General features: G+C 62.7%; 3 protein-coding genes. All 3 read left to right on the top strand.

Translation table 11 applies throughout. The annotated features are described in order from the left end of the window. The first annotated feature begins 123 nt into the window (after window positions 1–123). The 3 genes from ACT3S2_RS15720 to ACT3S2_RS15710 are packed head-to-tail and all read left to right on the top strand — an operon-like array spanning window position 124 to window position 3,250. Window positions 124–1,326, top strand: coding sequence for a tyrosine-type recombinase/integrase (locus tag ACT3S2_RS15720; protein ID WP_444561921.1), 1,203 nt, complete (start codon window positions 124–126; stop codon window positions 1,324–1,326). Beyond that, entirely contained in the window at window positions 1,326–2,264 is a 939-nt protein-coding gene (locus ACT3S2_RS15715; protein WP_444561920.1) for a tyrosine-type recombinase/integrase, read from the top strand. Before ACT3S2_RS15720 ends, ACT3S2_RS15715 begins: the two co-directional genes overlap by 1 nt. After that, window positions 2,261–3,250, top strand: a complete 990-nt coding sequence (locus ACT3S2_RS15710; protein WP_444561919.1) for a tyrosine-type recombinase/integrase — start codon at window positions 2,261–2,263, stop codon at window positions 3,248–3,250. The genes ACT3S2_RS15715 and ACT3S2_RS15710 overlap by 4 nt, the downstream gene beginning before the upstream one ends. Window positions 3,251–3,322 lie beyond the last annotated feature (72 nt).

Raw genomic sequence — 3,322 nt, 5'->3', positions numbered from 1 at the left:
GTCTGGATTATGCCGACGTCGCCGGTATTGCCCATATTCCATGCGGGTTTCGCGGAAGTGACGGCGGCATAATCCGGACCTTGGGGAGACGCTTGATTCTCATTCAGTTGAGAGGAGAGCAGGATGATCAAGGTTCTCAGATCGTTGATCGTAGGCCCGTTACAGGATTATGCACCGGCGCTTGCCGAAGAATTGGAGCGGGTTGGATACACAGCCTCGTCGGCTAGCCAGCACATGGCGTTCGTCGCCCATCTAAGCCATTGGATGGATTGTGAGCATCATGGCGTCGGGGATCTGACAGTCGAGGCCTTGGAGAAGTTCTTCTCCACTCGCCGGGCGGCTGGTTTCGTGAACTACCGGACGTTGAAGTCAGCGCGACCCTTGTGTCGGGTATTGGCCACCAGTGGGATCGTGGTCACCTCGACGGCGGCACCGACTGCGCCGCAACTCATGGTGGAACGCTTCGCCGGGTATCTCGCGCAGGTGCGGGGTCTGGCCGCATCGACGGTCACTTGTTACATCGGCCGGATACGCCCATTGGTTCTCGCCCGGCTGGAAGTTTCCCGGTTTGGATTCGATGGGTTGACGTCTATCGACGTCGAACGTTTCCTCGCGAAGAGGTGCGCCGGCGAGGCGGTGTCCTCAGCGCAGCTATGTGTTTCGGCGGTGCGCTCCTTCCTGGGTTTCCTGCATTTGGAGGGCACTGCTTTGTCTGTGTCGGTGGACGCGGTGCCGTCGGCGGCAGGCTGGTCGCAGGCTGCTCTGCCCAAAGATCTGGAGCCCGAAGTGCTCGCGGCATTGCTGGCGGGCTGCGACCGTAGTAGCGCGGGCGGGCGCCGCGATCACGCGGTCATGTTGTTGCTCTGTCGGATTGGCCTGCGCGCTGGTGAAGTCGCGGCTCTCGAGCTGGACGATATGCACTGGGCCGCGGGGGAATTCGTGGTGCGCGGCAAGGGAAACCATCTGGCGCGTTTGCCGCTTCCCGTCGACGTGGGCGAGTCGCTGGTGGACTATTTGCGCTACGCCCGTCCGCCCGGGGACCACCACGCTGCGGTGTTCCTGGGACATAAGGCACCCCATGGTCCGATGAGTGCCTCTGGACTCAGCTCTGCCGTCGCCCGCGCGGCCCGGCGGGCAGGACTGGGAACGATCCACGCTCACAGATTGCGCCATACGGCGGCAACACAGATGTTGCGCGGTGGATTGTCATTGGCGGACGTCGGATTGGTTCTTCGCCATCAACGCCAACTCACAACGGCGATCTACGCCAAAGTCGACCGTGAAGCCCTCAGAGGCCTTACCCGCATCTGGCCGGGGGGATCGTGATGAATGCCAGATCAGGTGATCGCCTGCGGCTGGCACTGGCGGAATACCTGCGGACCCGTCGTGCGCTCGGGTACGCGCTGGCGCGTACCGAGAAGCTGCTGAACCAGTTCATCGACTACCTTCTCGCCACGGACGCAGCCGGAATCAATACGGCGACCGCTTTGTCCTGGGCAAACCTGCCCCAGGCTGCCCAGGGAAGTTGGCGCAACTACCGGCTTTCCGTCGTGCGTTCCTTTGCCCGCTACCTGAGCAATTCGGACCCCGGGGTTGAAGTCCCGGCGATGGGCCTGCTGCCCTACAGCCGGCCGCGGGCCACGCCGTATCTATATTCGGCCGCCGAGATCTTGGCGTTGATGGATGCCGCCTCGATCCTGTCCTGCCGCCAACGACAGGCAACGATGGCCACTTTGATTGGGCTACTGGCGACCACGGGCATGCGGGTCGGCGAGGCCATCCGGCTGGATGTGTCCGATGTTGATACGAGTCGGCAGCTGTTGCGGATCCGCGACACCAAGTTCGGCAAGTCCCGTGAGGTGCTGCTGCATCCGAGCGCCATCGCTGCGTTGGAAAAGTATCGTACCGAGCGCGGTCAGTGGCAGTCGGCAAGTGATTGCCCGGCGTTTTTTCTCTCGCTGGCTGGAACCCGCCTCTTGTATTGCAACGTCCACCATGCCTTCCAGCGGATGGCTGCCGAGGCGGGGCTGTCGGCACGATCGAGCAAATGCCGGCCACGGATCCACGACCTCCGGCACTCGTTCGCAGTTGCTTCGATGCTCGATGCCTACACCACTGGTGCTGACGGCCAGGCACAGCTGGCCTTGATCTCGACCTATCTAGGACACATCGATCCCGCGGCAACGTACTGGTACCTATCCGCCGCACCTGAACTCATGGCCACGGCCGCCGACCGCCTGGCCGCGTACGAGGAGCAGTCATGACCGCCATCAACGCAACCTTGCAGTCGTTCTTCACGGACCGCCTCACCCGGCAAAAGGACGCCAGCACCCACACGATAGCCGCTTACCGCGACACCCTGAGGCTGCTTCTTGGATTCATCGCTACCACCCATGAAGTCACGGCCTCGTCGCTACAGTGGAACCAGCTCGATGCGCCTGAGATCACTGCGTTCCTCGACCACTTGCAAAAGGACCGTGGTAACGGTGCCCGGACCCGTAATGCCCGGCTGAGTGCGATCCACAGCCTGTTCCGTTACGCCGCCCTGCACCATCCCGAACATGCCGCCAGCATCGCGCGGGTGTTGGCGATCCCGCCCCAACGCGTCGATCGCCACCTCGTCGACTATCTCGACGACGACGAGTGCGAAGCGCTATTGGCAGCGCCGGATCGCGGAACCTGGACCGGGCGGCGCGACCACACATTCCTGGTCGTTGCCCTGCAGACCGGACTTCGTGTCTCGGAACTCATCGGGCTGACCGTAGGCGATGTCCATCTGGGAGCCGGGCCGCACCTGTCCTGCCGGGGCAAGGGACGCAAGGACCGCATCACCCCTCTCACCGCGCAAACGGTGGGCACACTGCGGAACTGGCAGAAGGAACAATCCCCAACGGGCATCACGGTGCTTTTTCCCACCCGCGTCGGCAACCGCCTCAGCCGCGATGCGATCGAACATCGCATCGCCATCCATACCCGCACCGCTACTGGGACTTGTCCGAGCCTGGCCGACAAGCACGTTTCGGCCCACGTCCTGCGACACACGACCGCGATGCGACTTCTCCATGCTGGAGTAGACACCAGCATCATCGCCTTATGGCTCGGCCACGAAAAAGTCGATACCACCCAGATCTACATCACCGCGGACCTGAAGTTGAAGGAAGCTGCCATCGAACGGACTCGGCCGCTGAACAGCGCTCGGGGACGCTATCGTCCCCCGGACGACATCCTTGCCTGGCTCGGAGCGCTCTGATTATGCCGACATCAATTCCAATGGACCCGCACCGTAGAAGGGAGCCGTCGGCAACATCGGCATAATCCGCAG

It is taken from the genome of Arthrobacter sp. AOP36-A1-22, assembly GCF_052377615.1.
In the GTDB taxonomy this organism is placed as follows: domain Bacteria; phylum Actinomycetota; class Actinomycetes; order Actinomycetales; family Micrococcaceae; genus Arthrobacter_H.
Note: the sequence above shows the minus strand (reverse complement) of the source record. Positions and strands in the feature narration are given on the sequence as shown.